The 24,979-nt window shown below is 64.6% G+C and carries 25 protein-coding genes and 2 tRNA genes; 17 read left to right on the plus strand and 10 right to left on the minus strand.

Features of this window, described 5'->3' with window-relative positions; translation table 11 throughout:
- Positions 1-37: 37 nt before the first annotated feature.
- Genes MTHMO_RS08200 through MTHMO_RS08210 form a run of 3 tightly spaced genes read right to left on the minus strand, consistent with a single transcriptional unit; the run spans position 38 to position 2,132 of the window.
- The gene (locus MTHMO_RS08200) at positions 38-865 is read right to left on the minus strand and encodes a PDZ domain-containing protein (RefSeq protein ID WP_202214340.1); all 828 of its coding nucleotides are present in this window, start codon (positions 863-865) and stop codon (positions 38-40) included.
- Positions 862-1,209, minus strand: coding sequence for a DUF167 domain-containing protein (locus MTHMO_RS08205; RefSeq protein WP_202214341.1), 348 nt, complete (start codon positions 1,207-1,209; stop codon positions 862-864). Before MTHMO_RS08205 ends, MTHMO_RS08200 begins: the two co-directional genes overlap by 4 nt.
- Positions 1,206-2,132 (minus strand): aldo/keto reductase, encoded by a 927-nt coding sequence (locus tag MTHMO_RS08210; RefSeq protein ID WP_202214342.1) that lies wholly within the window; start codon positions 2,130-2,132, stop codon positions 1,206-1,208. Before MTHMO_RS08210 ends, MTHMO_RS08205 begins: the two co-directional genes overlap by 4 nt.
- A gap of 220 nt (positions 2,133-2,352) precedes the next feature.
- On the opposite strand from MTHMO_RS08210, the gene queD reads away from it, so the two are divergent.
- From queD to MTHMO_RS08230, 4 genes are all read left to right on the plus strand, one after another.
- Complete coding sequence (gene queD, locus MTHMO_RS08215) at positions 2,353-2,724, plus strand: 6-carboxytetrahydropterin synthase QueD (RefSeq protein WP_202214343.1); 372 nt, start codon at positions 2,353-2,355, stop codon at positions 2,722-2,724.
- Positions 2,725-2,733: 9 nt separating this feature from the next.
- On the plus strand, positions 2,734-4,188 hold the full coding sequence (gene lysS, locus MTHMO_RS08220; protein WP_202214344.1) for a lysine--tRNA ligase: 1,455 nt from the start codon (positions 2,734-2,736) through the stop codon (positions 4,186-4,188).
- Positions 4,189-4,277: 89 nt separating this feature from the next.
- Positions 4,278-4,350 (plus strand) — tRNA-Ala (locus tag MTHMO_RS08225).
- A 45-nt stretch (positions 4,351-4,395) separates the two neighbouring features.
- The gene (locus MTHMO_RS08230; RefSeq protein WP_202214345.1) at positions 4,396-4,938 is read left to right on the plus strand and encodes an O-acetyl-ADP-ribose deacetylase; all 543 of its coding nucleotides are present in this window, start codon (positions 4,396-4,398) and stop codon (positions 4,936-4,938) included.
- Between the two features lie 31 nt (positions 4,939-4,969).
- On the opposite strand, the gene MTHMO_RS08235 is transcribed toward MTHMO_RS08230, so the two are convergent.
- The 4 genes from MTHMO_RS08235 to MTHMO_RS08250 form a co-directional block, all read right to left on the minus strand.
- Positions 4,970-5,042: transfer RNA gene (locus MTHMO_RS08235), tRNA-Ala, on the minus strand.
- A 91-nt stretch (positions 5,043-5,133) separates the two neighbouring features.
- A complete protein-coding gene (locus tag MTHMO_RS08240; RefSeq protein WP_202214346.1) occupies positions 5,134-5,487 on the minus strand; it encodes a tetratricopeptide repeat protein in 354 nt (117 codons plus the stop codon).
- 49 nt (positions 5,488-5,536) lie between these two features.
- Positions 5,537-6,601, minus strand: coding sequence for a 3-deoxy-7-phosphoheptulonate synthase (locus tag MTHMO_RS08245; RefSeq protein WP_305061212.1), 1,065 nt, complete (start codon positions 6,599-6,601; stop codon positions 5,537-5,539).
- 16 nt (positions 6,602-6,617) lie between these two features.
- A complete protein-coding gene (locus tag MTHMO_RS08250) occupies positions 6,618-7,676 on the minus strand; it encodes an A/G-specific adenine glycosylase (protein WP_202214348.1) in 1,059 nt (352 codons plus the stop codon).
- A gap of 22 nt (positions 7,677-7,698) precedes the next feature.
- Between MTHMO_RS08250 and rnhC the strand changes: the two genes are divergently transcribed.
- The 9 genes from rnhC (at position 7,699) to MTHMO_RS08295 (ending at position 17,394) form a co-directional block, all read left to right on the plus strand.
- On the plus strand, positions 7,699-8,775 hold the full coding sequence (rnhC, locus tag MTHMO_RS08255) for a ribonuclease HIII (RefSeq protein ID WP_202214349.1): 1,077 nt from the start codon (positions 7,699-7,701) through the stop codon (positions 8,773-8,775).
- 238 nt (positions 8,776-9,013) lie between these two features.
- Positions 9,014-10,549: a trypsin-like peptidase domain-containing protein gene (locus MTHMO_RS08260; RefSeq protein WP_237394852.1), complete on the plus strand. Its 1,536-nt coding sequence runs from the start codon at positions 9,014-9,016 to the stop codon at positions 10,547-10,549.
- Between the two features lie 99 nt (positions 10,550-10,648).
- Complete coding sequence (locus tag MTHMO_RS08265; protein ID WP_202214351.1) at positions 10,649-11,485, plus strand: rhomboid family intramembrane serine protease; 837 nt, start codon at positions 10,649-10,651, stop codon at positions 11,483-11,485.
- Positions 11,486-11,578: 93 nt separating this feature from the next.
- A complete protein-coding gene (locus MTHMO_RS08270; RefSeq protein WP_202214352.1) occupies positions 11,579-12,352 on the plus strand; it encodes an ROK family protein in 774 nt (257 codons plus the stop codon).
- Between the two features lie 31 nt (positions 12,353-12,383).
- Complete coding sequence (gene dinB / locus MTHMO_RS08275; protein WP_202214353.1) at positions 12,384-13,457, plus strand: DNA polymerase IV; 1,074 nt, start codon at positions 12,384-12,386, stop codon at positions 13,455-13,457.
- Between the two features lie 60 nt (positions 13,458-13,517).
- On the plus strand, positions 13,518-14,153 hold the full coding sequence (locus tag MTHMO_RS08280; protein WP_202214354.1) for a Slp family lipoprotein: 636 nt from the start codon (positions 13,518-13,520) through the stop codon (positions 14,151-14,153).
- 47 nt (positions 14,154-14,200) lie between these two features.
- Positions 14,201-16,228, plus strand: coding sequence for an NAD-dependent DNA ligase LigA (gene ligA, locus MTHMO_RS08285; RefSeq protein ID WP_202214355.1), 2,028 nt, complete (start codon positions 14,201-14,203; stop codon positions 16,226-16,228).
- A gap of 145 nt (positions 16,229-16,373) precedes the next feature.
- Positions 16,374-16,844, plus strand: coding sequence for a LysM domain-containing protein (locus tag MTHMO_RS08290; protein WP_202214356.1), 471 nt, complete (start codon positions 16,374-16,376; stop codon positions 16,842-16,844).
- Positions 16,845-16,908: 64 nt separating this feature from the next.
- Complete coding sequence (locus MTHMO_RS08295; RefSeq protein ID WP_202214357.1) at positions 16,909-17,394, plus strand: YajQ family cyclic di-GMP-binding protein; 486 nt, start codon at positions 16,909-16,911, stop codon at positions 17,392-17,394.
- A gap of 272 nt (positions 17,395-17,666) precedes the next feature.
- On the opposite strand, the gene MTHMO_RS08300 is transcribed toward MTHMO_RS08295, so the two are convergent.
- Genes MTHMO_RS08300 through MTHMO_RS08310 form a run of 3 tightly spaced genes read right to left on the minus strand, consistent with a single transcriptional unit; the run spans position 17,667 to position 20,589 of the window.
- Positions 17,667-18,500, minus strand: coding sequence for a type III pantothenate kinase (locus MTHMO_RS08300; protein ID WP_202214358.1), 834 nt, complete (start codon positions 18,498-18,500; stop codon positions 17,667-17,669).
- A gap of 6 nt (positions 18,501-18,506) precedes the next feature.
- Complete coding sequence (locus MTHMO_RS08305; protein WP_202214359.1) at positions 18,507-19,007, minus strand: 3-hydroxyacyl-ACP dehydratase FabZ family protein; 501 nt, start codon at positions 19,005-19,007, stop codon at positions 18,507-18,509.
- A gap of 22 nt (positions 19,008-19,029) precedes the next feature.
- Positions 19,030-20,589, minus strand: a complete 1,560-nt coding sequence (locus MTHMO_RS08310; protein WP_202214360.1) for a Do family serine endopeptidase — start codon at positions 20,587-20,589, stop codon at positions 19,030-19,032.
- Positions 20,590-20,885: 296 nt separating this feature from the next.
- On the opposite strand from MTHMO_RS08310, the gene MTHMO_RS08315 reads away from it, so the two are divergent.
- The 4 genes from MTHMO_RS08315 to MTHMO_RS08330 all read left to right on the plus strand — a co-directional run bounded on the left by MTHMO_RS08315 (position 20,886) and on the right by MTHMO_RS08330 (position 24,909).
- Positions 20,886-21,368, plus strand: coding sequence for an NYN domain-containing protein (locus tag MTHMO_RS08315; protein WP_202214361.1), 483 nt, complete (start codon positions 20,886-20,888; stop codon positions 21,366-21,368).
- Positions 21,369-21,473: 105 nt separating this feature from the next.
- Complete coding sequence (gene trpS, locus MTHMO_RS08320) at positions 21,474-22,436, plus strand: tryptophan--tRNA ligase (protein WP_202214362.1); 963 nt, start codon at positions 21,474-21,476, stop codon at positions 22,434-22,436.
- Positions 22,437-22,577: 141 nt separating this feature from the next.
- The gene (locus tag MTHMO_RS08325) at positions 22,578-23,462 is read left to right on the plus strand and encodes a chorismate mutase (RefSeq protein WP_202214363.1); all 885 of its coding nucleotides are present in this window, start codon (positions 22,578-22,580) and stop codon (positions 23,460-23,462) included.
- Complete coding sequence (locus MTHMO_RS08330; RefSeq protein ID WP_202214364.1) at positions 23,440-24,909, plus strand: hypothetical protein; 1,470 nt, start codon at positions 23,440-23,442, stop codon at positions 24,907-24,909. Before MTHMO_RS08325 ends, MTHMO_RS08330 begins: the two co-directional genes overlap by 23 nt.
- Positions 24,910-24,979 lie beyond the last annotated feature (70 nt).

The raw sequence follows: 24,979 nt of genomic DNA on the forward strand, positions 1-24,979 counted from the left end.
ACTCGATCGAAAAACTTTCCCGCCCCCCTTCTGGCACTCACTCCGAGCGTCCATGTCCCATAGCCGGGGGAAAATCCAGGAGACTCTCTTGCAAGCTGGGAGGCAGGGGAAGCGAGACGGCCACCGGCTCCGCATGCCCCTCCCGGAAGACAGTGAAGCGGAGCGAGGGGATCTCTCCGGTCCTCCGCCCGAGATTGGCTCTCCGATAGATTTCCAGGAATTCCTCCAGCGATCCGGTAAATGGTTCTCCCTGGACCGTGATGATCCGGTCTCCCGGCTGAAAGCCGCCGCGCTCTCCTTTTTGACCCGGCTGGACAGCGAGGACCGTAATCCGCCCATCGATCGAAGCCAGCAGAAGGCCGGCGGGCAGGCTGACCGGCTCGTCGCGGACCTCCTTCCGTTCGCCCCGCTCGTAGATCAAGCGGATGTCCGAACCGTTCAAGACCTCGAGCGCCTGGAGAAAGGTCGTCTTGGAAGGCCAGACCGTCCGAGTGAACTTTTCCAAGGCGCGCTCCGCCGGAGTTAGGCTCAAGGGATCGGGCATAGGCTTCCGGGAGTAGGCCGCCTCCTTATGCTCCTGATTGTGCTGGGCTTCCTCCACTTTTTCCTCAAGCTCGGGCTTCACGTAGAGGGTCCGGAGCTTTTCCTGCGGGTGGACCACGGTCAGATCGTTGATCGCAACCGGATAGCGGAAGTGCACCCCATCCGGTCCGTCCTCCACAGGGAAGACGGCGATGATTGGCGGGTTGGTCAACAGCGGCCCTTCGGCCTCCTGCCCGAAGCTGGCAATCGTAATCGAGCTCCAACACAGGAGCAGACGGGGGAGGAGCATCGACCAACGGCTCTGCCGGTCCCGCGCGCTCATCCCTTGCCTCCCGCACTCGCGGCGCGCGTCGCCCGGCGCATCGCGCCGCTTGCAGCCAGCTCGAGCCTCGGCTCCGTCCGGTCCCATCCTTCGATTTCGACCAATTTGTCCCGCGATTTTTCTCCCCGCAGGATCACGATCTGCGATCTGCGCGTTCCGAACAACTCCGCCAGGAATCGAATCAGCTCCTCGTTGGCCCGGCCTTCCACGGCGGGCGCTTGGAGCCGCACCCGCAGGACCCCGTCGATCCATCCGGCGACTTCACTCTTGCGCGCATTGGGAACGACCCGGACGGCCAAACGGTTCCGACGGGCCGCCGCCGCATCCGCCGTCCTCGCCTTCATCGCAGAGCCTCCCACCGTTCGCCCGCCCGCCGCTCGGCTTGGGCGAACGCGCGGCGCAGGCAAGCCACCAGCGCTTCGGGCAGGGGCCCGCGGCGGGCGGCCTCCAGGTTCGCAAAAAGATGCCCCAAGCGAACGCTCCCGGCCAGAGCGACATGAACTCCCGGCTGGGAGAGTACAAAGCGGAGGAAGATTTCCGCCCATCCCATCTCCTCGACCCCCAGCTCGGCCAGGGTGATTCCCAGCGCCCGGAAGCGATCGACGTAGGGACGCGCATATTCGCGGTACGGCTGGGCGATCTCCTCCCACGGCCGCCAGGCCCCGTTGGCCAGCGGGCGCTTGGCAAGGACGCCGATACCGGCTTGGCGGGCCGCGGGCAGCACGACGTCGATGTTCGCCTGGTCGCAGAGATTGATGCTGGTTTCGATGACGGCGATCCCGTCCAGCCGGCAGGCGAATGCGGCGGCCTCGACATCGCCCGAATAGCCGAGGAACCGCACCTTGCCCGCTTCCTGCGCCCGCTGCAGGGCCGCCAAGGCCTCGCCGCGCTCGAGAACCGCCCGGTCGCAGGAATGGAGGAGCATCACGTCGATATGGTCGGTCCGCAGACGCCGGAGCGACCGGTCGATCGAGCACTCGATCTGGCCCGCCGTCCAGGATGCCGGATCGTCCTCTCCTCCCTCTCCCCAACCGCACTTGGAGACAAGCACGCACTGCCGCCGTCGCGGACCGAGCGCCTTCCCGATCCGCTCTTCCGAGGTCTTGTAGGCGGCCGCCGTGTCAATCACGTTGACTCCGTGATCGACGGCGAAATGGAGCAGCTCGGCGGCCGCCGCCTGCCCGATGTCCAGAAAGCCGATTTCGGCCGCTCCCAGTCCGAGCGGAAAAACCCGAAGCCCGGTTTTGCCAAGCTCTTGGAGCTGCATCGCGCCGGGTAGCCTAACGCGACACGGGCAGCCTGGCGACCCGGAACTTTTCGAATTCCCGTCCCCTCCGGCACAGCACGCACCGGTTAGGCCCATCGCGGAACGGACCGCGAAGAAGGAGCCGCCATCGCTTTCCGGCGCAGGGAGACCGCCTTCGGCCTCGCCGCAGGCTTGCACCCACCCGGGCTTCGCTCCATAACGAGACGAAGAGAATCGGTCTATGCGCGTAACCCTGGAGAAGGATTTCGGCTTCGAGGCAGCGCAGCAACTACCCTCCTTTCCCGAAGGCCACAAGTGCCGCCGGCTGCACGGCCACAGTTTCCAAGTCCGCGTCGCGGTCACGGGCGAGGTCGATCCCGCGTCCGGGATTCTCTATGATCATGCCCGCATCTCCCGGGCGATCGAGCCGTTGTTGGCTCAGCTCGATCACCGGCTGCTCAACGAGATTCCCGGCCTCGAGAATCCAACCATCGAATCGATGGCCCGCTGGTTCTGGGAACGGCTCGAACCGCTCCTCCCGGGCCTTTCCCGGATCACGATTTGCGAAACGCCCCAGGTGCGCTGTCATTATGACGGCCCGAGCCGGTCCTGAGCCCGGATCATGAACGAAAGCGAAGCGACAAGCGAGCTGCTCCGCCTGCGCCGGGAGAAGCTCGCCGCCTGGCGGAGCCGCGGCGTCGACCCTTTCGGCCATGCCTTCCCCGGCACCCAGCCGATCGAGAAGATCCTGGAGGACTTTACCGAGGGACGCGAAGCCCGATTGGCGGGCCGACTCCTGTCGATTCGGGAAATGGGCAAGAGCATCTTCGCCCACGTTCAGGATGCGAACAGCAAGATCCAGGTCTACGCCAACGTCCAATCGGTGGGAGAGCGATTCGCCGACCTCAAGCTTCTCGACCTGGGCGACATCGTCGGGATCGACGGAGAGTGCTTCCGGACGAAGACCGGGGAGAAGACCGTGCGGATCCGCAGCTTCGTCCTTCTCTCCAAGTCCCTTCGCCCCCTCCCCTCGAAGTGGCACGGGCTGCACGACGTGGAGGCGCGCTACCGCCAGCGCTATCTCGATCTGATCATGAATCCCGAGGTCCGCGAAGTCTTCCGCAAGAGGATCCGGATCGTCCGCGAAATCCGCCGCTTCCTCGAAGAGCGCGGCTTCCTCGAGGTGGAAACGCCGATGATGCAACCGGTTCCCGGTGGCGCCGCCGCCACCCCGTTCTCCACCTTCCACGAGGCCTTAGGCATTCCGCTCTATCTCCGGATCGCGCCGGAGCTCTATCTCAAGCGACTGCTCGTCGGAGGCTTCGAAAAGATCTTCGAGCTCAACAGGAACTTTCGGAACGAAGGGATCTCCCGCAAGCACAACCCGGAGTTCACGATGCTGGAGGCCTACTGGGCCTACGCGGACTACTCGCGGATGGCGGAGCTGCTCGAATCGCTGATCTGCCATCTGGCCCGAACCGTCTGCGGAACCCTCCGCCTCCCTTCGCCGGGTGGAGGCTTTCCGCCGATCGACCTGACCCCGCCCTGGCCGAGAAAGCGGTTCGCCGACTGCCTTCGGGAAGCGACGGGGACGGACTGGTTCGCCCTCTCCCCGGGCGAACGCCGCAAGCGGGCCGGAGCCCTGGGGGTCGAGCTGCATCCCGAGGCCGAGGATATCGATGTGACCCGGCACACCTTCGAAAAGCTGGTCGAGGCCCGGACCGCCGGACCTCTCTTCGTGACCCATCTTCCCACGGAGCTTGTTCCCCTAGCCCGGCAAAACCGGGATGACGCGTCGGTGGTCGACGTCTTCGAGCTGATCATCGGAGGGCAGGAAATCGCCCCTGGATACAGCGAGCTCAACGATCCGATCGTCCAGCGCGAGCGGCTCGAGCACCAAGCGGGGCAAGAGAGACAAAAGATCGACGAAGAGTTCCTCACCGCCATAGAATACGGGATGCCCCCGGCCGGAGGCATCGGCATGGGCATCGACCGCCTGACGATGCTTATGGCCGGAAAGGACTCAATCCGGGAGGTGATCCTCTTCCCCCTGCTCCGCCCCAAGGAGACTCTCTAGGCTGCGGGAAGCCGAGGCTTCCTTATGCGAAATTGCGGTTTCCAACGGCCGAATTCTTTTATACTATTACGCTGCGGCAGAAATCTCGTGGGGGTTTAGCTCAGCTGGTAGAGCGTCTCGTTCGCAATGAGAAGGTCGGGGGTTCGAATCCCCCAACCTCCACAAAAAGCATTCTGCTCGCGCGTAATCGGCGGGGCTTTTCGCGGCATGGATCTCCCGCTCGCTCGAATCGAGATTCTCTCCGGGGATATCACCCGGCTCCCGGTGGATGCGGTGGTCAATGCGGCCAATTCCAGCCTGTCCGGCGGAGGTGGGGTCGACGGAGCGATACACCGGGCCGCGGGCCCGGAGCTGCGGGAAGAATGCCGCGGGCTCGGCGGCTGCCCGGTGGGCAAGGCGAAGGTGACCAAAGGATATCGGCTTCCCGCCAAGTGGGTGATCCACGCCGTGGGGCCGATCTGGCAAGGGGGATCGCAAGGAGAAGACGCCGCGCTGGCCAGCTGCTACCGCGAGGCACTCGGCATCGCCGCGGCGCTCTCCGCCCGCTCGATCGCCTTTCCGGCCATCAGCACCGGAGCCTATCGCTTTCCGGCCGACCGGGCCGCCGACATCGCGCTGACAGAGATCGCACGCTTTCTCGTCTTCCATCCGCTTCCGGAAAAGGTCCTTCTGGTCTGCTTCCGCGACGACACCCTGCTCGCGTGCCAGAAGGCCTACGCCCGGCTCCGCGAGGGAGGATGGACCGCATGAAGATCAGCCATGCGGAAAAGGAGGAAGCCGCTGGAGCCTAGGGGACTCGAACCCCTGACCTCCTCAATGCCATTGAGGCGCTCTACCAGCTGAGCTAAGACCCCGGCGAAGCTTCCCATCCGTGCCATCGTCGCGGCTCGATGTCAAGAGGGAAGGACCGGCGCTGCGGCCAGCCCCCACCCCCGTCGTTCCGCTCTAGCGGACCGAAGGCCGCGAAGCCTTTTCCTCCAACTGGGAAAGCTCTTCCTTGGCCTCAGCTTCTCCCTGGGCGGCCGCCTTCTCGAGCCAGGCTTCCGCCTCTTCCCGATCCGGCTCGAACCCCAGCCCCTCCAGGTGCGCTGCGCCCAATCGGTATTGCGCACCCGCGTCTCCGCGCTCCGCGGCCCGCTCCGACTCTTGCCGATCTTCAGAGCTGATTTCCCCTCCTCCCGACGGAGGGCCGGCGGTCGCCGCCACCGCATCGAGGCGGCAAAAAAAACGAGCACCGAACCGGTGACCCAAAGGAGGGAGAAGGCCCCGGAGCGCCGAAGGCCGCGGGAAGGGATTCATCGGCAAGAGGAAAGTTCTCCCGCGAAAACGCCCCGCCGCTCCCGCCCTCTCACGACTCGACCGAGCGCGCTTCCTGGAGGCGCAGGCTGCTGCGGCGGAGCAGCTTCTCGGTCGTATCCCAGGAAAGGCAGGGGTCTGTCACCGAGACACCGTAGCGAAGCTGCGCGCGGTCTTCGGGAATCCTCTGGCTGCCTTCGAAAAGGTTGCTTTCGAGCATCGCCCCGATGATCGCGGTCGTTCCTCGGATCCGCTGCTCAAGGATGTTCGCGAGCACGGCCTCCTGCACGGCGGGCCGCTTCGCCGAATTGGCGTGGCTGCAGTCCACGATCACCCGCTGCGGCAATCCTGCCTTGGAAAGCCGGGTGCAAACTTCCTGGATGCTCTCCGGGTCGTAATTGCTCCGCTTATGCCCGCCGCGCAAAACCACGTGCCCCCACGGATTTCCCGAGGTCCGGATGACGCTCGTAACCCCTTCCTGGTCGATCCCGACGAAGCTGTGCGGGTGCAGCGCGGCGCCCAGCGCGTCGACGGCGATCTGCAGCGAGCCGTCGGTCCCGTTCTTGAAGCCCACCGGCATCGAAAGCCCGCTCGCCATCTCCCGATGGAGTTGGGATTCCGTCGTCCGGGCCCCGATCGCGGCCCAGCTCACCAGATCGTCGATATACTGCGGGGTGATCGCATCCAGGAACTCGCTAGCCGTCGGAAGGCCCATTTCGTTGATCTCGAGCAGAAGCTTCCTGGCCAGCCGCAATCCCTCCTGGATGTTGCAGGAGCCGTCGAGAAAGGGGTCGTTGATGAGGCCCTTCCAGCCGAGCGTCGTCCTCGGCTTTTCAAAATAGGCGCGCATCACCAGAAAAAGCTCCCCGGCGAGCTCGTCCTGCAGGGAACGAAGGCAACGGGCATATTCCAAGGCCGCCACCGGATCGTGGATCGAGCAAGGGCCGACGATCACCAGAAACCGCTTGTCCTCCCCCGACAGGATCTGCTGGATGGTAAGGCGGCTCCGATACACGGTCTGGTTCGCGACCGCGGTCAGGGGAAGACTTCCCTTGAGGACGCGCGGCGAGACCAAGCGCTCGACGGCGCGAACGCGCAGGTTCTGGATCGGAAACATCATGGCGGCGATTAACCTAGCGCACGGTCTCGGCAAGAGCAACCGCTTCCCCAGGCCGGGCTTCGTCCTGTTCCGTCGGCATTTCGCCGGAAGATCCCCGCCGCACGGCCATCGCCAAGGCCCTTCGATGAGGAGCGGGCAGCGGCAGGCGCGCCAGCTCTTCCCGGGAAACCCATCTTCCCTCTCCCTTCTCCGCGGCCCGCCACTCGGCCCGGAAAAGCGTGAGCCGCACCCGATAGCGAGTGATGGAATACCAAAGGCAAGCGGCTTCCCCGAGGTTCCTCATCGAGTCCGGATCGAAGCTCGGGAACCGCCAAAAGCCGCGATACCGCGCTTCCCGCGACGGCTCGAGCCAGATCCGGCCGGCTTCGGCGAGCAGAGCAGCGCTCTCCGCGCAGGGAGTTGGGGGAGGCTTGGGTCGCGAGGCGACCACTTGACCGCGGCTGGGGCAGAGCCCCGCCACCGGACAGACCGGGCAGTCGGCCTTCCGCGGCTTGCAGACCGTGCGGCCCATCTCCATCAGCGCCGAGTTGAAGGCCGCGCAATCCTGCGCCGCCGGCAGAAGGGCGGCGGCGATCTCCCATAGAGACTCGGCCGCCCTCTCTTCCGGCAGCGCGAAGAGCCGGCGAAAGAGACGGCGGACGTTCGCGTCGACCAGCGGAGCTCTCCGCCCGAAGGCGAGGCTGGCGAGGGCACCCGCCGTATAGCGTCCGATCCCGGGAAGCCGCTCGAGCTCTTCCACCTTCGACGGCAGCCGGCCTCCGTGCTCGGCCACCAGCAGACGCGCGATCCGCAGGAGATTGCGCGCACGGGCGTAGTAGCCAAGCCCCTCCCATAGCCGAAGCACCTCCTCCTCCGACGCCGCCGCCAGGGTGAAAAGGTCCGGAAAGCGCTCCATCCAGCGCCGGTAGTAGGCGACGACCGTTGCCACGCGCGTCTGCTGCAGCATCAGTTCGGAAACCAGAATCGAATAGGGATCGGCGCTTCGTCTCCAGGGAAGATCCGCGGCCCGCTCTCGATACCAGGCAAGCAAGCGCCGGTGCAACTCCCGGCGGAATTTCCTCTCGATCTTCATCGGGATCCGCTAGGTTAGCTACGTGCTCCCGTTTCTGGCGCGTACGATCCTCCGATCCAAGGATTTTTTCTCCTCGGGCGGCGCCGGTTCGTGCCCCCCTCCTCCGCCGCCGTCCACGTTTTCCTTCTCGCTGGCGCCCGAGCAGATCAACGAGCTGCGGGAGCGGCTGCGGCAGAAGGGATTTGAGATGCGGAGCCTACCGCACGGCCTCTTCGATGCGCGAGGGCCCTCGCTGGTCGTCCGCGCCTACCGGACCGGGACGGTACTCATCCAAGGGCGAGCGGCGGCCGATTTTGTTGAGATGTTCCTGGAACCGGAAATCCTCCGCGAAGTGCGGATCGGACCGCCGGAGACCGGCAAGCCCGAGGACGACTCGCCGCACGCCGGTTCGGACGAGTGCGGGAAAGGCGACTTCTTCGGACCCTTGGTCGTCGCTGCTGTGTACGTCGATCCTCAGACCGCGCCCGCGCTGCGCCGCCTCGGGGTGCGGGACAGCAAGGAAATCAAGAGCGACGCACAGGCCGTCCGCCTCGGGGAAGAGATCCGCAAGGCGGTGCGCGGACGGTGCGCCGTGGTCGCCATCGGACCACCCAAGTATAACGAGCTCTACGCGCGTTTCGGCAATCTCAACCGGCTGCTCGCTTGGGCGCATGCTGCCGCCCTCGCCGAGATCGCGCGCAAGGTCCCCTCCTGCCCGCGCGCGCTGGTCGATCAGTTTGCCAAGGCCCCCGTCCTCGACCGGGCGATCCGGCAGCAGGGGCTCTCCCTCCGGGTCGACCAGAAACCCAGGGCGGAATCCGACATCGCGGTGGCAGCCGCCTCGCTTCTGGCGCGAATGGAGTTTCTCCGCCGGCTCGTCCTTCTCGGGAAGGAAGCGGGAAGAACTCTCCCGAAGGGAGCTTCGTCCCCTGTTCTGGCGGCGGCGCAGGAAATCGTCCGCAGCCAAGGCGCCGACCGCCTCCGGGCCTTGGCCAAGGTACACTTCCGCACCTTCGGCCGGGCGGCGGCGGTCGGCGCCTCCCTGGAGATGCGCAGCTCCGGGCCCCCCGAGGAGAGGGTCTCGCCGCCGCTCTTGCGCCCGTCTCCCGAGCAAGTATGATGAAGTCTACCCGATTGGAAGGAATCATGACGCCGCGGGGAGGGAGCCAACCGAGCTTGGAGGAGCGGGACGGCCTCCCGCCGGTTTTCTGTCGAAGCGATCGGGGGAAGAAGCGGGGAGGAGCGGAGCGAAGGGGCGATGCGCAACGCATAGGCGTCCGCGCACGCGATCATTCCTGGCCTAGGGCCGGGCCAAGGGAGAGATAGACATGTACCGCCTTATGGACGGGCAAACAAAGTTGAAGACCCCCTGGAAGCGGGGAGCGGTCCTCGTTTTGGTCGCTCTGCTGGGAGTCGGTCTAGGCCTCGTGATCCGGGAATGGATCCTCCCGTCCCCCAAGCCGGTGCCACCGCCCCCGGCCGCCTCGGAGCCGGTGATTCCCCGCGCCATCCCCGTGCCGCAAGGCTTGGAATCCCATGCCGCCGGCGGCCTCTTGCAGGAGATCAATCGGGAATATGTCGAAATTCTCTCGCGGATCGTTCCGAGCGTCGTGAATATTTTCACCGCCAGACCCGTCAGCGTCGACGTAGGAGAAGCGGTGCCCTCGACAGAATCCAGCCCGCGCAATCCGAAGCGCGCGCCCCTGGACGAGGAAACCTCGCTCGGCTCCGGAGTGATCCTCAGCCCCCAAGGACACATCCTGACCAACGCCCACCTCGTCAAGAACGCCCGGGAAATCCGCGTGCAGCTTTTTGACGGACGCCGGTACCAAGCCAAGCTCATCGGGCTGGACGAGCCTGCCGATATCGCCGTTCTGAAAATCGAAGCCAAAGGGCTCATCCCTGCCCTGTGGGGGGACTCGGACCGGCTCGAGGTGGGCGATCAGGTTTTCGCCGTGGGCAACCCGTTCGGCCTGAGCGGCTCCGTGAGCCGGGGCATCGTGAGCGCCAAGGGCCGCAACCCCAACCTCTCCGCCTCGGGCTTCGAAAACTACATCCAGACCGATGCGGCCATCAACCCGGGGAATTCCGGCGGAGCCCTGATCAACGTGGAAGGGTTGCTCGTGGGGATCAATACCGCCATCTATTCGCGCAGCGGCGGGTCCAACGGCATCGGCTTCGCCATCCCGAGCAAGATCGCCCGCTTCGCCTATGAGAGCCTCGTCGCCCGCGGAAAGGTCGTGCGCGGCTTCCTCGGCGTCGAAGCCCAGGACGTCGACGAGGACATGCAGCAGGCCTTCAACCTTCCGGACACCTCCGGCGCCTTGGTAACGCGGGTCGAACCCAATTCTCCGGCCGCCAAAGCCGGGCTTCGGCGCGGGGACGTGATCGTGCGATACCACGGGATGAACGTGCGCGATCCGGCGGAGCTGCGGCTCTACGTTTCCGAAACGTCGGCTTCGACGGTGGTGCCCATCATCTTCTACCGGGATGGGAAATCCCTCACCGTGCAGGCGCAGATCACGGAGCAGCCGGACCAAGGCGCCCGAACCGAAGAGGGCTCACGGTGGCAGGTGGTCCGGACCGGGGAGCTCGGCAACGCCTTCGCCGGTCTCCAGATCGTCAATCTGGACGACAGCCTGCGCGCCCAGCTAGGGCTTCAGTCCCACGCCTCCGGCGTGTACGTGGTCGACGTGGAGGAAGGGGCTCCATCACTCGACCTCCTCCAACCCGGAGATCTGATCGAGGAGATCCGCAAGGTCGGGAAGGCCGCGGAGAAGGTGCGCAACACGGCCGATCTTCTGCGGATTGCTACGGCCGAGCGGGCGAAGGAACCGGTTCTCTTCTACATCCGCCGAGGGGGGGCGCAGACCTTCGTGCTGGTTCGACCCTAACGCAAGATCTTTTTGCCGTGGAGAACAATCCGTTGATTCTTCGTTTGTTGAAAAAAAGAGAATTTACGATCGAGCCAAGATTCGGCAGAGTTTAAGTATATGGGATACTGGCCCGGAGACGGCCGGGGAGAACCGGTCTTCCGTTTGCAGGGCAGACCGGTTTACCTGACCGACATTTTCATTGCGTTTCATTGCCTTTCGTTCGTGGTAGGCGTCCTATCCGTCGCCACCTACCGGCTCGCTTGGTTCCAAGAGCTCTCCTTGAGCCCGCAAGCGGTTCTCACGCAAGGAAAGGTCTGGCAAGTCTTCACTTACGCCTGGATTCATTCCCCTTCGCTCTGGTTCGCCCTCTGGATGCTCATGTTCTTCTGGTTCGGCCGGGAGGTAGAATTCGCGCTCGGGCTTAAGAAGTATTTTTTCCTTTACCTCTCGCTGATCCTCGCCCCCGCGATCTGCGCCGTGCTCTTCAGCTTGGTCGACCAGACGGGCGGCACCTTCTACGGCCCCGACGAGGCGCACATGGCGATCTTCGTCGCTTTCGCCGCTCTGTCTCCTGGGGCGGAGCTCATGTTCGGCATCACGGCCAAGTGGTACGCGATCGTTCTGCTCGCCCTCTACGTGCTCATCGACATATCCGCCCATGCTTGGACTCCGCTGCTCATGCTGAGCGTCGCCTCGGGCATTGCCTATCTCTCCGTTCGGATGCCGGACATTTCCTGGATTCGCTCCTGGAGACAGGGGTGGGGGCGGCGCGGACGTCCTGCCGCCTCCTCGCATACGTTTTTCCCGTCTAAAGCAGCCGGTGCATCCGCCGAATCGATCGACGCGATCCTGGACAAGATCTCCCGAAAGGGCATCGGAAGCCTGACCAAGTCGGAACGGGAGGCGCTCGAACGGGCCCGCAAGGCCCTTTTGCGCAAAGAACAGCGGAAGTGATCGATCGCCTCCCGAGCACGGCCCGTTGGCCAGCATCCGGTGCACGGCGGCCGGTGCGAGCCCTCGGACGGGCCGACGGGCGTTCTTGAGGCCATGAAGGTCCTCGTGATCGACATCGGCGGACACAACGTCAAGCTCCTTGCTACCGGCCAAGAGCGTCCCCGGAAGATTCCCTCGGGTCCAAGGTTCACGCCTAAGGATCTGGTCGAACGCCTTCCCCAGGCGGTGGAGGGATGGTCTTTCGAGGCGATCTCGATCGGATACCCCGGGCCGGTGATCGGCGGACGGCCCGCCGCGGATCCGTGCAACCTGGGTCCGGGATGGGTCGGATTCGATTTCGCGCACGCCTTCGGCGTTCCGGTCAAGGTGGTGAACGACGCCGCGATGCAAGCATGGGGCAGCTATGCCGGCGGAAGGATGCTCTTCCTGGGCTTGGGCACCGGGCTTGGGACCGCGCTGGTCCTCGACGGCCTCCTTCATCCGTTGGAAGCGGGCCATCTTCCCTATAAGAAGGGCAAGACCTATGAAGAGGTGCTTGGAAACGCTGGCCTCTTGCGCTTGGGCAAGAAGCGGTGGCGGGCGGAGATCCGGCACGTCATCGAACTGTTCCGGAACGCCTTTCAGGTCGACTATCTAGTGATCGGCGGAGGCAACCGAAAGCTCCTCGCCTCCCTGCCCCCTTACGCACGCATGGGCGACAACGCCTTCGCCTTTTTGGGAGGCTTCCGCCTTTGGGAGGCATCCGGCCAAGGGCCGCCCGCGCATCCGGAATCGGCCCCGGCATCCCGCGAGGCGTCATCCGCCCCGCACCGCGACTCCGCATGCCGTTCCTCCTCTTCGGACGACATGTCCAGTCCGTTGGGGTAGCTCCAGGGCAGCCTCACCGCAAGGAGCGCTCGTGAACCCGGCGCGTTGGATCCTGCACCTCGATTTGGACGCTTTCTTTGCCGCAGTCGAGCTCCTGCGCCGCCCGGCGCTCCGGAACGAACCGGTGATCATCGCCGTCGGCCATCCTGGCGATCGCGGGGTCGTCTCGACCGCGACCTACCCTGCGCGCCGATTCGGAGTGCGCAGCGGGATGCCGCTGCGCCGCGCCCGCGCGCTCTGTCCGCAGGCCGTCGTTCTCCCCGCACGCCACCACCTCTACGCGGCCTATGCGAAAAAGGTCCGTCACCTGCTTCACGCCCGATTCGCCCGGGTGGAGGCCCTTTCGATCGACGAAGCTTGCGCGGAGCTGCCGGGAGGAGCGGATCCGGAAGCGGTGGCCCGGGAGGTGCAGGAGGAAGTGGAGTGCCGGCTCGAACTCTCGTGCACGGTGGCCGTGGCGGCAAGCAAGCTGCTGGCCAAGATCGCATGCGATACGGTCAAGCCGCACGGAAGGATCGTCGTCCCGCAAGGCACCGAGCAGGCGTTCCTAGCCCCCCTGCCCGTGGAGAAGCTGCCCGGAGTGGGTCCGCGTACGCAGGAACGCCTCCTCGGCCTCGGCATCCGCACGATCGGCGATCTGGCCATCCAGCGTCGGGAACGAATCATCGCGGAGTTGGGAAAGCACGGTGCCTCCCTATGGGAGGCCGCCCACGGCAACGACACCAGCCCGGTCCAAGCGGAATGGGAACCCAAGTCGATCAGCCGCGAGACGACCTTCGCGAGGGACCTTGCCGACCTGGCCGTTTTTCAAAAGGTTTTGGGCCGGTTCAGCCGCGAGGTGGCCGAAGAGTTTCGTAGGGAGCAGCTGCTGGCGAGAACGATCACGGTGAAGCTCCGCTACGGGAACTTCGAAACCTTCTCCCGGCAGATCACGCTGCCTATTGCCACGGCCGACGCCGAGGAGATCGCCGCATTCGCGATCCGCCTGCTGCGCGCCGCCTGGCGAAGGGAGAGGCCGCTTCGCCTCATCGGGCTCTCACTCTGCGGATTCGTCCGGCACTGGCCGAAACCCGGCCGCGATGCTCCGGAGTCCCGGCAGGCGTAGCCGGGGAAAAGCGGCGGGCAAAGATTGTGCGGATCCCCTCCGACGGATACACTGGATCTTGTGCAACCCCGTTGCCGCCCCCTGCGCGCTCGTCCGCTTTCCCTTGTCTTTTCGCTTCTGGCGGTCTGGCAATGCGCCTGTCCCGCGGGCACGAACGCCGCGTCGGTTCCCGAGTGGTACCGCCGACAGGCCAAGGTCCAGCCGGCGTTTCCCGAGCTGCTGGCCAATCCCCTCGCGTACGACGGTCGTGTCGTGATTCTCGGGGGAAGGGTCGTGCAGGCCAAGAACGCGGATGGCGTGTTCTGCCTACAGCTGGTCGAACAGCCTCTCTCAAAAACATGGGGCTCCTACAGGCCCATAAAAGGGGAGACCTCGACCGGATGCTTCTATGCGATCATCCCCGGCTTCGTAAAGCATTCCGATTTCTTTCCGGGAGCGGAAATGACCATCGCCGGCACGGTGAAAGGTGCTAGGCCCGGGCAGCTCGGAGAGCAGAACTATCTCTTTCCGGTGGTGCGCGCTTCCTGGATGCACATTTGGAACCCCCGGCATCGAGCCTTGACCGACCGCACGGCGGGCGAGGCGGGCGGTCCCGCAGCCATGGGCATGTATGGACCCGGAGGCATGTACGGTCCTATGGGGATGTTCGGCCCGATGGGGATGTTCGGCCCGATGGGGATGGGCCCTTGGTACTGAGCCGTGGAGGGGATCCCAAGAAGATCGGATCGAGATCGAAATCCACGATGACCAGAGAGGAAGCGGCGCGACGGCATGCATGGCTCGTCAACGAGATCCGAAAGCACGATTACGCCTATTATGTGCAAGCCACGCCGCTGATCTCGGATGCCGAGTACGACGCGCTCTTCGACGAGCTCCGCGCGCTGGAGGAGCGGTATCCGGATCTTGTCACCCCGGATTCCCCGACGCAGCGAGTCGGAGGGGGTCCGCTGCCCGGGTTCGCCCCGGTTGTGCATTCGATCCCGATGCAGAGCCTCGACAACACCTACTCGCTCGCGGAGCTCTTCGCCTTCGTCGATCGGGTGCAACGCGCGTTGCCGAACGAGCGGCCGACTTATGTCGTGGAGCCGAAGATTGACGGGGTTTCGATCAGCGTCGTCTATCGGAACGGCCTCTTCGACCACGGCGCGACCCGGGGGGACGGTCGGACCGGTGACGACATCAGCGCCAACCTCCGCACGATTCGGGCCCTTCCGCTTCGCCTGAACTTTCGCGAACCGCCGGAGCTGCTGGAAGTGCGCGGGGAGGCCTACCTGCCCACCCGGGCATTCGAAGAACTGAACAGAGAACGCGCGAGGCGGGGCGAGCCGCTCTTTGCAAACCCGCGCAACGCCACCGCGGGCACCCTGAAGCAGCTCGACCCCCGAGTCGTGGCGCAGCGTCCGCTTTCCGTCGTCTTCTACGGAGCCGGGGAGCTGCGGGGCATCGCTTGCGATTCCCAGGAACATTGGTATCGGATCCTGGCGGAGGCCGGGCTGCCCGCCCCTTCCCGCCACTGGCTCTGCCGAACCAAGGAGGATTTGTCCGAAGCCGTGGAGGCTCTGGACGATTTCCGGAAGGGCTTGCCCTACGCGACGGATGGAGCCGTCGTGAAGGTAAACGAGTGGCGGTTCTACCGAATCCTCGGTGCCACGGCCAGAGCGCCACGCTGGGCGATCGCATACAAATACGGAGCCGAACGCGCCCGGACCCGGCTCCGCCGCGTCCTCTTTCAAGTGGGCAGGACGGGAGTCATCACGCCGGTCGCCGAGATGGACCCCGTCTTCCTGGCCGGATCGACAGTCAGACGCGCGACCCTGCACAATTTCGACGAGGTCAAGCGCAAGGGGGTCCGGATCGGCGACTGGGTGTACATCGAAAAGGCGGGGGAGGTCATCCCTGCGGTCGTCGAGGTCGATCGTTCCGCCCGCACCGGGCAAGAAGAGGAAATCGTGCCGCCGGAACATTGCCCTTCTTGCGGGAGCAGCCTCCGCTGGGACGGAATCTTCCTCCGCTGCCCGAATCCGAAGTGTCCCGGGCAGCTCAAGGCTCTGCTCCGCCATTTCGCGGGCCGAAGAGCCATGGATATCGAAGGGCTCGGCGAATCGTTGATTCACCAACTGGTGGACAAGGGATTGATCAAGGATTTGGCCGATCTCTACTCTCTTTCGCTCGAAGATCTGCTCCCGCTCGAACGAATGGGAAGGAAATCCGCGGAAAATCTGCTCTCGGCGATCGAAGCGAGCAAACGCCGAGGGCTGGGTCGGCTTCTCTTCGGCTTGGGCATCCCCCACGTCGGCGAGACGGCTGCGGAAGCGCTTGCGTCCCGGTTCCAAACGCTCGATCGGCTCCTGCATGCCACGGAAGAGGAGATCGAGAGCATTCCCACCGTCGGACCGACCGTCGCCAAGAGCGTCGCCGACTACTTCCGCGATCCGGTCAACCGCGCGCGACTCGACCGGCTCCGGCAAGCCGGAGTGGTGACGGAGGCCGAACGCCCGCTCGCCGCGCACGGGTCCCTTCAAGGGAAGACGTTCGTGATCACGGGCACGCTCTCCGAGCCGAGGGAACGGATCGTGGAAAGGATCCGCGAGGCGGGAGGGAGGGTCACCGAAAGCGTCTCCCGAAAGACCAGCTTTCTGATTGTCGGAAGAGATCCGGGATCCAAGCTCAACCAAGCCAGGAAGCACGCAGTGCGCGTGATTTCCGAAGCAGAATTGCGCAGCCTCCTCGAGGGAGGGACGAACGAGGATGAAGCCGCCCGAGCCGGATGACCGAAAACCTCCTGCGCGTCGGCGCTGGATAGATCGGCTTCGCTTCTGCCTACTGCTTGGCCTGCTTTGCGGAGGGAAGCCTTCGACATGGGCGCAGACGCCCGAGCTCATCCGCCAACAAGAGGAAGAAGAAGCCCGCCGGAAAGTGCTCCGAGCCTCGGACATTCTCGATCAGATGGAGGGCACAGTCGAGGGGCATACCCGCGAGCTCCAGCAGCTGCAGCAGGAGCTTTCCCGGATCAAGGAGGAGCTCCGCGGCCTTCGGGAGCGTCTCGCCCAAGCATCCGCCGCGTCCTCGGAGTCCGAGAAAGCGAAGCCCAAGGGAGAGGCGCCGGCCCCCGGCCCCTCTCCGAGCCGGCCGACCTCGCGGATGGATGGCGGTCCCCAACCGAGGGTGGTGACCGGCTATTATTATCAAGTGCAGCCCGGCGACACGATCTCCGCCATCGCCGAAGCCTACCGGCAGAGCGGGGTCCCCGTGACCGCCGCGCAGATCCGCGCGGCCAACGGCCTCTCGAAGAAAGAGAAATTGCGGCCGGGGCAGAAGCTTTTCATCCCGAAGACAGGCATCAAGAAGGGCGCGACTCCGGACACAGGCACCGCACCGTCCTCCTGAGCCGAAAGCCGACCAGGGTCGTTTCCGGATTGCCGGACCGATTCCGGTAAGCAAAAGTAGGACAATGCCTTCGTTCGATATCGTTTCCGAAGTGGATGAGCAAGAGGTCGCCAATGCGCTCAACCAGGCCCGCAAGGAGATCACCAACCGGTTCGATCTCAAAGGATCCGGGGCCGAGCTCGACTACGAGCGGCCTACGCTTCATTTGCGGGCGAACGATGCGTTCAAGCTCTCCGTTATTCGGGAGATCCTCCTTGGCAAGCTGGCCCGCCGGAACGTGAGCCTCAAAAATCTCGATATCAAGGCTCCCGCGGTCTCCTCGACGGGCAGGGCTTCCCAGGAAATCGTCGTTCGACAGGGGCTCGACTCCGACGTCGCCCGGCTGGTCATTCATGCCGTCCGCGAACTGGCGCTCAAGGTTCAGGCGCAGATCCAAGGGGACCACGTCCGGGTCACGGGAAAGAACCGGGACGATCTCCAGCGGGTAATCGCGGCCCTGCGGGCCAAGGAGTTCCCTCGCGCCCTCTCGTTCCGCAACCTGCGAGATTGACCGATCGGCGTCGCCGGCAGCGGAGGATATTGGTATCTCCACTCCATGGCGCCCGTCTTGCGGGAAATGCAAGGGCCGGTAAGATTCGAAACGAGAAACGATTTGATGCTGGAATCTTACTGCGATGACAGACACGGATTTTTGCGATTCGAGGTGAGCCCGTCGGAGATCGCCTGCGAATATCTCACCGTGCCGAGGCCTCATGAATCCTGGAGAGCCGGTCCTATGCTCTGGGATCGCTTCAGGCTCGATCGCAAAACCAAAACCTTGACTTAGCCCGCCTCTCCTGCCGGCACTCTCGAAGGGGAATCGGAAGCCGCTCCCGCCTCGCCGCTAGCGGACGGCGGAGGAGATACGCGAAGCGAGCCGCCGAGCCACCGCCGGCCCAGTATCCGCAACCCCTCCAACGTGAGATGGGGACGCACGCAGGCGATTTCCGGCAGGCCGCGCGCGACCAGGGCCGCATGGCCGCCGGTCGCCACGACGGTCAATCGGCTCGCGCCGAGCTCCTCGCGGATTCCCTCCAGCAGGCCGCGGATCATGGCCCGATAGCCGCAAACCGCCCCCACCCGGATCGCCTCCACGGTGCTCCGGCCGAAACGTCGCTTCGGTTCGCGCAACCGAACTTTCGGTAGGAGCGCTGTCCGCTCGTGAAGATAGTCGGTCGTCAGGTCGAGGCCGGGAGCGATGACCCCGCCGCAGAACGCCCCGGCCGCGTTCACGATGTCGAAGTTGGTCGCGGTCCCGAAATCGATGACCACCGCGGGAGGCTTCCAGAAGTGGAGGGCCGCGGCCGCGTTGGCAAGCCGGTCGGCTCCGATTTCCGAGGGGTTAGGATAATCGATCGGAAAGCCGAGCGGGGCCCGCCCATGAACCAAAAAAAGGGAACAGGAAAAGAAAGCCGTGAAGATTCCGGTTTTTGCCGGGACCACGCTGGCCAGGACCACGGGAATGCTCCCATACCGCGCGGCAAGGGAACGGACGTAGGCAGGATCGAGATCCGCCGTGGGCTTCCGTTCCACGCCGACGAGCCTTCCCCTGCGTACGCTCGCGATCTTGGTCACGGAGTTGCTGATGTCGATGACGAGCATCGGTTCAGCCGGCATAGACCGTCAGCCTAGCTCCGGTCGGCTCCCATCCAAGACGATCAGCGTGAGCCGCTTCACCCGGGCGACCTCGAGGCCGCCTACCCTCACAATGCCCGAAAAGCAGGCCGCCCTTCCCAACACCCTTGCGACACGCAGTTCCAGCGCAAGCCGATCGCCCGGACCGGTCTTCCGAAGGAAGCGGGCGCCGTCGCTCGCGGCAAAAAGAATCTCCCCCGATCTTCCCTTCGCGCCCACGGTTCTCAGCCATAGGCAACCCGCCTGACCCAGCGACTCGAAAACGATGGCGGCGGGGGTCGTGGGATTGCCCGGATAGTGGCCGCGAAAAAAATCTTCCTCGCCCCGGAGGAGGTAGCCGGCCCGCACGCCCCGTTCTTCGACAACCGCCTCATCCAAAAACAGAAACGGCGGCTTCTGCGGCAAAAGACTCTCGATCTGGCTGCGGGAGAAGACAGAACTCGCCGGAGGGCCGTTCGCTGCCGCCCGCCCGGGGCCTTCGTCTCCCATTCCCGCAGTCTCTCCACCCCGCCTATCGTTTCACGACAACAAACCGCGTCATCCCATGAGACCAGACCTGCAGGAGGACGTCGCCCTGGCTGGCGTTCGCCGCTTCCTGCGCTTCGCGCACGTTGTGAACAGCGCGATGATTCACTTGGAGGATGACATCGCCGGGCTGCAGCTGGTTCCGCCCAGGCCGCCCCGCCGGGGAATCCTGGTCAACGTTGGTCACGACCACTCCCTGGACCTCCGACGGGATCTCCAATTGCTGCCGAGTCGCGCTGTTGAGATCTGCAATCTCGACGCCGGGAAGGAAGGCCCCCTGCTCCCCTCCAGGAGCACCCCCGCCGGCCAGCGGCTCGTTCGGACGCTCCTTGAGCACGGTCTGCACCGTCAGCTCCTTCCCGTCGCGCCAGATTTTCAAGGTGATCTTCGTGCCGGGAGGCGTCTCCGAGACGGCCAGCCGGAAGGCGCGAGGATCGACCACCTTCTGGCCGTTGAACCCGATGATGACGTCTCCGTCCTTGATGCCGGCCTGCGCCGCGGGCGCGCCCGGGGTAACCTGCTCGACCAGTGCCCCGTACGGCTCGGGCAGCTTGAAGGCCCGTGCCAGCTCCGGAGTGACCTCGGAAATGGTGACCCCGAGGAATCCGCGAATTACCCTGCCATGGGTGACGAGCTCCTGCATGACTTTTCGGGCCATGTTCGAGGGAACAGCGAAGCCGATCCCGAGATTGCCGACCCGCCCGGGGCTCACGATCGCTGTGTTGATTCCGACAAGCCGCCCCTCGACGTCGACCAGCGCCCCTCCGGAATTCCCCGGATTGATCGCCGCGTCGGTCTGAATGAAGTCCTCGTACTCCTCGATGCCGATGTCCTTCCGGCCCTTGCCGCTCACGATCCCCATCGTCACCGTCTGGCTCAGCGCGAAGGGGTTGCCGATCGCGAGCACGATGTCGCCGACCTCGACCTTGTCGCTATCCGTAAAAACCGCTGCCGGGAGATCCTTGGCGTCGATCTTTACCAGGGCGATATCGCTGTAGGGGTCTTTCCCCACCACCTTGGCGGCATACTCCTTCTTGACTTCGCCCAGCAACACCTTGATCTCTTCGGCGACCTCGACGACGTGATTATTGGTCAAGATGTATCCGTCCGGGGAAATAATAACCCCGGATCCTAACCCGCTTTGGCGGCGGGAGCGCGGAGGTTGCGAGGGAGCCTGTCTTCGGCCTCCTTGATCTTCTCCATCCGGCGGGCCGAAAAAGCGGCGGAACGGAGGCTCGTTAAAGAAAGGGAAGGGGGGGAACGGAAAGGGCCAGCCTTCCGGAGCCTTGACCCGTTGGGTCGTTGTGATCTGGACCACGCTTGGGACAACCTTCTTCACGACAGGAGCGAAGCTCGTCACAAGGCCGACGCCCTGCCGGGATAGCGAGGCGTCGTCGACCTGAATCGAGAACGAGTTCTCCTTGCTCTGCTTCGAAGGAGCCGCGAGCGTGAGCAACTGCACGGCCGCCGGCGACCGGACGGGGAAGAAGAAATGGAAAAAGGCGAAGAGAAGCAGGCTGGCGCCGGCGAGCCGAGGAGCTTTCATAGGGAATTGGATATGTAAGTGGCGGTAAGGCGGACTTCCGATTTTTTTTCGCTGAAGTTGAACGGAAACGCGCTTTGCTTTCAAGCGTGAAAGCGGGTAGCCCTAGACCAAGAAGGAGACATGCGACCTTTGTCGACAGTTGGCCCTTGACAGAGCGCAAGGATTGCGCCCACTAACGGGTATCGTGAGCAAACAGTGGAATAAGGTGGAAAAACGGCGGCGGCGCAAGGCCTATCTGAAGAGGAAGCGCGAGAAGGCCTCGGCGACGACGGCGACACCCGGAAAGAAGTGAGGGGATGAAGGCCGAATCCGCCGCCGGGAACGCTCCCGCCGGTCCGGTGCTGGTCGTCGACGGCCACAGCGTGATTTTCTCATGGAAGGATTTGCGCGATCTCCATGCGCGCGCGCCACGTCAGGCGCGCAGCCTTCTCGCGCAGCGGCTGCAGCAGCTGCACGACACGAGAGCCTGGATGGTGATCCTGGTTTTCGACGGGCGGTTCGGCTCCCATCGGGAGCGGATCGAGCCGGTGCCGGGAGAGATGGTCGTCGCCTATTCCTCGCCCGATTGCACGGCGGACGCGCTGATCGAGGCTTTCGTCGCGCAATGGAAGGATCGGCGGCAGGTGACCGTGGTCACCGCCGATCAGGCGGAGCGACGCACCGTCGAAGCCCTCGGCGCCTGGTGCTTCTCGCCCGAATGGCTCTCCACGGAACTGCACGAACGGCAAGGCGAGCTGGAGGAAGCTTTGACTCGCGTCCATCGCAGGGCGCACTGGTGAGTCCGCCGGCTCGACGCGCCCGGGCCGACGGCAACCGCCGACCCGGCGGGAATCATCGAATCGAAAAGTCCTTGCTCCGTTAAGGCGGAAACCGGCCACCCACCCATGCGCATCTTATCCGGCATCCAACCGTCGGGGTTTCTTCACTTGGGAAACTACTTCGGAATGATGCGGCGGGCCATCCAATGGCAAGAGAAGGGAGAGACCTTCCTCTTCATCGCGGATTTCCACGCGCTGACCACGGTCGGCGATCCCGAGGCCTTGCGCCGCAACGTCCGGGAAGCCGCGCTCGCGTTCCTGGCCTGCGGGCTCGATCCGAAGCGGACGGTCTTTTTCCGGCAGAGTGCGGTACCCGAAGTCCTGGAGCTTGCGTGGCTGCTTTCTTCGGTCACCCCGGTCGGCCTGCTGGAACGATGCCACAGCTACAAGGACAAGCTCGCCAAGGGGATCGTTCCGACTCATGCTCTTTTTGCCTATCCGGTTCTCATGGCCGCCGATATCCTGCTCTACCGGGCGGACGTCGTTCCGGTCGGGATCGACCAGAAGCAGCATCTGGAAGTGACTCGGGATCTGGCCGCCAAGTTCAACCAGGCCTTCGGCCCGGTCTTCGTGATGCCGAAGGAAGACATCGAAGAAAACGTGGCCTCCGTCCCGGGCATCGACGGACAAAAGATGTCGAAATCCTACGGAAACACCCTCGAGCTCTTCGGGGACCGGGAAGAGTTCCGAAGAAGGGTGATGGCGATCCGGACCGACTCGACGCCCATTGAGGAGCCCAAGCCGATCGCCGGTTCCGTCCTGGTTTCGCTCTACCGCCTCGTCAGCGAGCCGCAGGAATTCGAGGAATTCGTCGCCGCCATGCGGCGCGGCGGGGTCGGCTACGGGGCGCTGAAGAAGGAGCTTCTTGCCAAGCTCGAGCGTTTTTTGGAGCCTTTCCGCCGGCGATATGAAGAGATAAAAGGCAAACCGGGCTTCGTGGAAGAGATCTTGGAGGAAGGCGCGCGGACGGCGCGCGCGGCGGCCGCTCCTACATTGGAGTCAGCACGGAGGGCGGTCGGCCTTCTCTAGGGGGAAGAAGTTGGGATTGGCGGGGGGAGCCGGGCCGCACCGTGATGGATGTCAGGATCGATCCGAGGAAACAGGGGGCTGGCTGTGGGTGCGTTTTCCCGCCGCCGGATCCATTCCCACCAGAGATCGCCCATGGATGAGATGAGCCCATCGGAGCGGGAGATCGCCCGGCTTCGCCTCCAGATGGGCGAAATCGACGCCCGGCTTCTGGCTCTTCTCAACCGGCGCATGGAAATCGCGCGGGCTGTCGGCGATTGGAAGCGCCGGAATGGTTTCTTGATTTTCGATCCGATCCGGGAAGAAGCGGTGATCGCGGATCTGATCCGGCGCAACGCCGGCTCCCTCTCCGAGCGGGCGATCCGGGCGATCTTCCTGGAAATCTTCTCCAGCGCGCGGGCCGAGCAAGGAGTGCTGCGCATCGGGTGCGCCGGCGGGGCCGCCGGGTTGCTCGCAGCCCACAGCCGCTTCGGTGCCTCCGATCGCTTCCGTCTGGTCCGGTCCGCGGCCGAGGGCAAGAGGCTGCTGGCGGCACAGTCGATCGATGTCCTCGTTGTCCCCAAACAGGGACTGCTCGATCTTCCGACCGCGCCCCGCGAAGCTTCCCCAGCCCTGCCCCCTTGCTGGACCATCCGGGGCGAGATCGATTGCCCCTCCGCTTTCCCGCACAGCCGGGCGGCCCGCTTCGGCTTCTATATCGTGACGGCCGGCGGGGGGCAGCCGCTCCCTCCCGACGTTCCGGAGCCGCACAAGGCCGTCTTCTTCCTGGCGGGAGCATCCAGGGAATCGATGGACCGCTGGACGCGTCGCTGGGGAGGTTGCTGGATTCGGGCCGACGCCCGGAAAAGAGGCAGGGACCCGGCCCGCGAGCCGGAGTCGGCCGCCCTCTGGGAAGTGTCGGTGCCGCCTCCGCCAGATGCGGTGCAGGCCTGCTGCCGGGAGGTCTGTGGAGATTCCGCTTGGATCGTGCGCTTGGGGACTTACGCTATAGCGAGCGTCACCTGCAATGAGCAAGCCACCCGGCAATAGGGACGGAAAGCTCCAATCGGAAGACTCCGAAGCCCGGGCCGTCCGCCCCCCCCTCGCCTCCCGGAGGGGCCCGCGGGGCAATGCCCCTCCCTGGATGGCGGCAGGTCGGGGAACGCACCGCCCGCCTCGCTCCTTATCCGGCTCGAGCCCGAGCGCATCTGCAACGAAGGCCGGCGGTTCCGCGCCGGCCGCTCGCCGGCATGCCCCTTCCGATCCGTTCGCCGCTCCGGGCAGTTGGGAAGGAACGGGAGCATCCCGCCTCCGTTCGTCGACCGCCGTTTCCGACGAGGAGCTGCGCGAGGAGGTTCTCGGAAAGGGAAAGGCGGCGAAGCCCTGTGTCAGCCGCGGACTCTGGATCGCCGTTTTTGCGCGCCTCTTCTTCTACAGCGCGGTGGCCGCCACAGGGTTCGGAACCTATTATTCCCTGCGTGAAACGCAGATCGACGGTCAGGTCTTTTCCGGCAGGCTTCCCATGCCGGCCAAGGCGTATATCGTCCACGACTTCTCCGGGGACATACGCGCCTTGCGCCGCGATTGCGGAACCTCGTTAGAGCCCTATAGCCAGACCGTACACAACTGCGAGCTGGCGCTGCAGCACGTCCGCTCCGACCTTGTGGCCCAGCAGGAACGCATCCGCTTGCTGAAGGAACAGCTGCATTCGGCCGAAGAGGAGCTCAAGAACGTCGGGAAGGAGGCCCAGGAGAAAGGAAAGGAGCTTTGGGCGACGGAGGGGGCCGCGCTGGAGCGAGAGTACGATGCCGTCAGCGCGCAGATCGAGTCGAAGTTCCTCGAGCGGAGCAAGCAGATCGGCATACCGCTAGAAGAGAAAGACATCGCGATCCGCGCGCCCGAGGCATGGGCGAACGCCTACGAGCTGGCTCTCTATTCCGCGCCTCCTTCCGTAAACGTGACCGAAGAGCGGAAGTGGGCGGAAGAGGGTCTTAAGGTTTGGCACGAATTTCAAAGCAATTACGAGCGGAAGAAGCGGGAACTCAAAAAAAAGACCGAGAAACTCCAGGAGCAGGTAGCCCCGAAGGTGGCGGAGATCCGCAATCACATTTCTCTCCTGGAAGGACGCATTGCGGAGTCGGAAGAGGAGATGGTGCCTCTCCAGCAAGAGTTCACGACGAACCAAGCCGAACTGGCCGCCGCGGCGGAGCGGGCGGCGGAGGCGCGGGCGACTTTTCAGAAGCAGTTGCTCGCCCTGCCCCGACACTCGATCATCGCCACGATTCCGATCCGGGCCGACGGTCACTTCGAATGGCGCCGGCTTGATCAGAACGGGCGCTTCCAGAGCGGCCGTTATTTTCTCTGGCTCGTGACCGAGGAAGGAGGCCAGGAGTATTGGAGCCTCTTTCCTTTCACGATTTCCCCGTACAAGAAGACGGAAATCATCGTACGGGCCAGCAACTTTCTCCCGGTCCATCTACTCTGGGAAGGCTTGTAGTCGCCCGTTCGATCGAACGAGGTGGGCGGGAGGCGCCGGTCGGAGAATACGTCGATATCCCGGACCCGCC

Origin of the sequence: Methylacidimicrobium sp. AP8 (genome assembly GCF_903064525.1) — a bacterium.
Classification (GTDB): Bacteria; Verrucomicrobiota; Verrucomicrobiia; order Methylacidiphilales; family Methylacidiphilaceae; genus Methylacidimicrobium.

Bases quoted from the DNA above. Each gene is read 5' to 3' on its own strand.
- queD (WP_202214343.1), top strand. From the start codon at position 2,353: ATGCGCGTAACCCTGGAGAAGGATTTCGGCTTCGAGGCAGCGCAGCAA.
- MTHMO_RS08270 (WP_202214352.1), top strand. From the start codon at position 11,579: ATGAAGGTCCTCGTGATCGACATCGGCGGACACAACGTCAAGCTCCTT.
- MTHMO_RS08230 (WP_202214345.1), top strand. From the start codon at position 4,396: ATGGATCTCCCGCTCGCTCGAATCGAGATTCTCTCCGGGGATATCACC.
- MTHMO_RS08300 (WP_202214358.1), bottom strand. From the start codon at position 18,500: ATGCCGGCTGAACCGATGCTCGTCATCGACATCAGCAACTCCGTGACC.
- trpS (WP_202214362.1), top strand. From the start codon at position 21,474: ATGCGCATCTTATCCGGCATCCAACCGTCGGGGTTTCTTCACTTGGGA.
- MTHMO_RS08310 (WP_202214360.1), bottom strand. From the start codon at position 20,589: ATGAAAGCTCCTCGGCTCGCCGGCGCCAGCCTGCTTCTCTTCGCCTTT.
- MTHMO_RS08295 (WP_202214357.1), top strand. From the start codon at position 16,909: ATGCCTTCGTTCGATATCGTTTCCGAAGTGGATGAGCAAGAGGTCGCC.
- MTHMO_RS08305 (WP_202214359.1), bottom strand. From the start codon at position 19,007: ATGGGAGACGAAGGCCCCGGGCGGGCGGCAGCGAACGGCCCTCCGGCG.
- MTHMO_RS08245 (WP_305061212.1), bottom strand. From the start codon at position 6,601: ATGTTTCCGATCCAGAACCTGCGCGTTCGCGCCGTCGAGCGCTTGGTC.
- MTHMO_RS08325 (WP_202214363.1), top strand. From the start codon at position 22,578: ATGAGCCCATCGGAGCGGGAGATCGCCCGGCTTCGCCTCCAGATGGGC.
- lysS (WP_202214344.1), top strand. From the start codon at position 2,734: ATGAACGAAAGCGAAGCGACAAGCGAGCTGCTCCGCCTGCGCCGGGAG.
- ligA (WP_202214355.1), top strand. From the start codon at position 14,201: ATGACCAGAGAGGAAGCGGCGCGACGGCATGCATGGCTCGTCAACGAG.
- MTHMO_RS08265 (WP_202214351.1), top strand. From the start codon at position 10,649: ATGGGATACTGGCCCGGAGACGGCCGGGGAGAACCGGTCTTCCGTTTG.
- MTHMO_RS08210 (WP_202214342.1), bottom strand. From the start codon at position 2,132: ATGCAGCTCCAAGAGCTTGGCAAAACCGGGCTTCGGGTTTTTCCGCTC.
- MTHMO_RS08330 (WP_202214364.1), top strand. From the start codon at position 23,440: ATGAGCAAGCCACCCGGCAATAGGGACGGAAAGCTCCAATCGGAAGAC.
- MTHMO_RS08315 (WP_202214361.1), top strand. From the start codon at position 20,886: ATGAAGGCCGAATCCGCCGCCGGGAACGCTCCCGCCGGTCCGGTGCTG.
- MTHMO_RS08240 (WP_202214346.1), bottom strand. From the start codon at position 5,487: ATGAATCCCTTCCCGCGGCCTTCGGCGCTCCGGGGCCTTCTCCCTCCT.
- MTHMO_RS08205 (WP_202214341.1), bottom strand. From the start codon at position 1,209: ATGAAGGCGAGGACGGCGGATGCGGCGGCGGCCCGTCGGAACCGTTTG.
- MTHMO_RS08250 (WP_202214348.1), bottom strand. From the start codon at position 7,676: ATGAAGATCGAGAGGAAATTCCGCCGGGAGTTGCACCGGCGCTTGCTT.
- MTHMO_RS08200 (WP_202214340.1), bottom strand. From the start codon at position 865: ATGAGCGCGCGGGACCGGCAGAGCCGTTGGTCGATGCTCCTCCCCCGT.